The sequence below is a fragment of the Burkholderia sp. Ac-20384 genome, assembly GCF_017104605.1.
Lineage (GTDB): Bacteria > Pseudomonadota > Gammaproteobacteria > Burkholderiales > Burkholderiaceae > Burkholderia > Burkholderia lata.
In genome coordinates this window covers 1-3,784 of sequence record NZ_JAAGPE010000518.1, presented here as the reverse complement: position 1 = coordinate 3,784, position 3,784 = coordinate 1, and the positions used below count along the sequence as shown (strand labels likewise).

Here is a 3,784-nt window from a genome sequence, read left to right as displayed (position 1 = left end):
GCGACGCTCGCGCAGGCGAGCCGGATCGTGGCTGCCGTCGCGCGGGCCGATCCGGCGACCGCGCTGGTGCTGACGATGACGTACCTGCAACATCGCGCGATCGGCCGTTCCGACAACCGCTGGCCGGCGCAGGTCCGGCGGGCGGTGTTCGACAGCGCGGTCGCCCACGGCGCGCTGATCAACGCGCTGCGCGTCGAGCCCGCGCTCGGTTCGCCGTCGCGCGGCGGCCTGCCGGAAACCATTGCGCGTCGTGATGGCGACGGCTGGCGGTTGTCCGGTCACAAGCTGTACAGCACCGGGATTTCGGCGCTGCGCTGGCTGGCCGTGTGGGCGCGCACCGATGAGCCGGCGCCGCGACTCGGCGTGTTTCTCGTGCCGCGCGATCCCGATGCGGATGGCGATCGCATCCGCGTGATCGAAAGCTGGAATCACCTCGGCCTGCGTGCGTCAGGCAGCCATGAGGTCGTGTTCGACGGCGTGTGGCTGCCGGCCGATCACGCGGTCGACGTACGCGCACCGGACGCATGGGCCGTGTCGGCCGCGACCCACGCGGACGCCGACGCGCAGGCCGACCAGCAGGCGTGGATGGTCGGGCTGCTCGGCAGCCTGTACGACGCGGTGGCGCGTGCGTCGCGCGACTGGCTGGTCGGATTCGCGACGACGCGTGCGCCGAGCGGGCTGGGCGCGCCGCTCGCGACGCTGCCGCGCGTGCAGGAAGCGGTCGGCGAAATCGAGGGCTGGCTGCATGCGAACCGCGTGCTGCTCGACGATCACATCGCGCGCACCGATGCGGGCAATGCACCGACGGTCACGACGAGCGGCCTCGTCAAGCGAACCGTGACCGAGCACGCGATTCGCGTGGTCGAGCAGGCGTTGAAGCTGTCGGGCAATCACGGGCTGAGCCGTGCCAATCCGCTCGAACGCCACTATCGCGACGTGCTGTGCAGCCGCGTGCATACGCCGCAGGACGATGCGATCGCGGTGGCGGCGGGGCGTGCGGCGCTCGAAGCGGTGAGCCGGGGTGAGAAGAAGGGCGAGACGAAGAGCGAGACGAAGAGCGAGACGAAGAGCGAGACGAAGAGCGAGACGAAGAGCGAGACGAAGAGCGAGACGAAGAGCGAGACGAAGAGCGAAACGAAGGACGAAACGAAGGGTGAGACGGAGACGAGTGGAGCGCCGGTCAACGGGACCGAACGCGGCCGCGGCGATGCATGATCGGAGCAGGGCTGGCACGAGCGCCAATCGGGCGGCGCGATGCCGCCGCCGCCCGGTACGGTCAAGCCGCCTTGCCGTGCGTCTGCCCGGGCAACGCGAACGCCGTGCGTGCATGCGCTGCAACGGCGGCGAGCGGTGCGTCGAAGCGGGCCGCATCGTGCCGGCGCAGCAACCAAAGATCGATCTGCGGCTTGAAATCGGTGAGCGGCACGATGTCGAGCGCATCGCGCAGCGGGCTGCCTTCGACGAGCGGCAACGGCATCAACCCGATGCCGAAGCCGTTCGCGACGCTCTGCAACTGCAGGTCGCGGCCGTAGGTGTCGAGCGTGACCGGCATCGGCAGGCCTTGCGCGTCGAGCGCGCGCCGCAAGCCCGCGCGAAAACCGCAGCCGTCCGGGTTGAGCACCCAGCCACGCGCGTGGCAATCGGCGAGCCGGTAGCTGCGACGCGGCCAGTCACCCTTGCGGCCGACCGCGACGAGCCGCGTGGCCAGCAGCCGTTCGCCCTCGACCTGCGCCGGCAGCACCATCTCGCGCGCAAGGAACACGAGCGCCGCATCGAGTTCGCGGCGGGCGACGCGCTCGACGAGCATGCCGCCCCACGCAGTCGTGACCTGCGTCGCGAGCGCGGGCCACTGCGCGGCGAGTTCGGCGATCAGCGCGGGCAGCACCAGTTCGCCGAGGCCCTGCGTGAGCCCGATCCGGAATTCGCCGGCAGGCGGCTGCTCACCGGCTGTCAGCTCACGCAGCGCATCGACTTCGCGCAGGATCGCGCGACACTGCTCGAACACCTGCCGGCCGATGTCGGTCGGGCGCGGCGGCTTCGTATTGCGATCGAGCAGGATCACGCCGAGCGCTTCCTCGAGATTCTGGACGCGCCGCGTGATCGCGGGTTGCGTCATCCCGAGCTCGGCCGCGGCCTGGCTCAGGGTCTGGCAGCGGACGACCGCTGCAAAAGCGTCGATATCGCTAATTTTCATGTTTGTTCTGCATGGTCTTTCGGGTGCATCATGACGATCCATCATATTCGGCATCATATTCGAGGAGTCAGCCGATGAGTACGCTTTCGTTGCATCAGACGCCGCTGCGGCCGTTCGTCGATGGTCTGGGCGCGTTGCTCGCGTCCGGCGCGAACGAGGCGCGCATCCTCGACGAAGGCGGCGCGCTGCTCGCCGCGCTCGTCGAACACGACGACTGGTTGCCCGACGCATTCGCGCAGCCCGACCCCGCACGCTACCGGCAGTACCTGCTGCATCTCGACCCGGATGAGCGGTTCTCGGTCGTCAGCTTCGTGTGGGGGCCCGGCCAGACGACACCGATCCACAACCACACGGTGTGGGGGCTGATCGGGATGCTGCGCGGCGGCGAGTTCTCGCAGCCATACGGGTTCGACGCAGCGGGCAAGCCCGTGCCGGCGGGCGACGCGGTGCGGCTGCAGCCGGGTGAAATCGAGGCCGTGTCGCCGCGCATCGGCGACGTCCATCGCGTGACCAACGCGTTCGCGGATCAGGTATCGATCAGCATCCACGTGTACGGCGCGAACATCGGCAAGGTCGAGCGCGCGGTATTCCTGGACGACGGTACCGTGAAGCCCTTCGTGTCGGGTTATTCGAATGCCTGACGCCTGATGCAACGCCCGCGGGCGCGGCCGGTTGCCGGCACGCGCCGGCGGGCCCAAGATTCATCCGTTCCGCTTTCTTCACCGACTTCAACGCATTCAAGACAGAGACACCGTGACGCACTCCGCCGATTCCACCTCCCGCTTTCCCGTCGCGTCGTACCAGGACGTGCGCGCCCGCCTGCTGGCCCGCGACGAGATCGCGCTGATCGACGTACGCGAGGAAGATCCGTACGCGCAGGGCCACCCACTGTGGGCCGCCAACTTTCCGCTGTCGAAACTCGAACTCGACGCGTGGACGCGGATTCCGCGCCGCGACACGCCGATCGTCGTGTTTGGCGAAGCGGGTGGCGAGGATCTCGCGCCGCGCGCGGCCGCCAAGCTCGCACAACTCGGTTACGCCGATGTGCGGCTGCTCGAAGGCGGCCTCGCGGGCTGGCTTGCCGCGGGCGGCGAACTGTTCATCGACGTGAACGTGCCCAGCAAGTCGTTCGGCGAATGGGTCGAGGCCGAACGGCATACGCCGTCGCTGTCCGCGCAGGAGGTGCAGGCGCTGATCGACGCGAAGGCCGATGTCGTGATCGTCGACGCGCGCCGTTTCGACGAATACCAGACGATGAACATCCCGACGTCGACGAGCGTGCCGGGCGCGGAACTCGTGCTGCGCGTTCGCGCGCTCGCACCGAACCCGGCGACGCAGGTGATCGTCAACTGCGCGGGCCGCACGCGCAGCATCATCGGCACGCAGTCGCTGGTCAACGCGGGGCTGCCGAATCCGGTCGCCGCGCTGCGCAACGGCACGATCGGCTGGACGCTTGCCGGGCAGACGCTCGAACGCGGCGCCGCGCGGCGCTTTCCGGACGACATCGACGCGACGCAGCGTGTCGACGCCCGTCAGGCGGCACGCGCGGTGGCCGAACGCGCGGGCGTGCCGCGCATCGCGCTCGCGGAC

At 69.3% G+C, this 3,784-nt stretch carries 4 protein-coding genes; 3 read left to right on the top strand and 1 reads right to left on the bottom strand.

Annotation, left to right across the window (positions count from 1 at the left end; genetic code table 11):
- The coding region (locus G3O00_RS40980; RefSeq protein ID WP_206146405.1) for an acyl-CoA dehydrogenase family protein at positions 1 to 1,215 on the top strand (1,215 nt) is incomplete at its 5' end.
- A 61-nt stretch (positions 1,216 to 1,276) separates the two neighbouring features.
- Here G3O00_RS40980 and G3O00_RS40975 read toward each other — a convergent pair.
- Positions 1,277 to 2,251, bottom strand: coding sequence for a LysR family transcriptional regulator (locus G3O00_RS40975; RefSeq protein ID WP_206146404.1), 975 nt, complete (start codon positions 2,249 to 2,251; stop codon positions 1,277 to 1,279).
- A 17-nt stretch (positions 2,252 to 2,268) separates the two neighbouring features.
- Here G3O00_RS40975 and G3O00_RS40970 point away from each other — a divergent pair, with 17 nt between their 5' ends.
- Both G3O00_RS40970 and G3O00_RS40965 read left to right on the top strand, forming a co-directional pair.
- Positions 2,269 to 2,835, top strand: coding sequence for a cysteine dioxygenase (locus G3O00_RS40970; RefSeq protein WP_206146403.1), 567 nt, complete (start codon positions 2,269 to 2,271; stop codon positions 2,833 to 2,835).
- Between the two features lie 112 nt (positions 2,836 to 2,947).
- Positions 2,948 to 3,784 (top strand): rhodanese-like domain-containing protein (locus G3O00_RS40965; protein WP_346779029.1); only part of this gene is annotated, 837 nt, incomplete at its 3' end.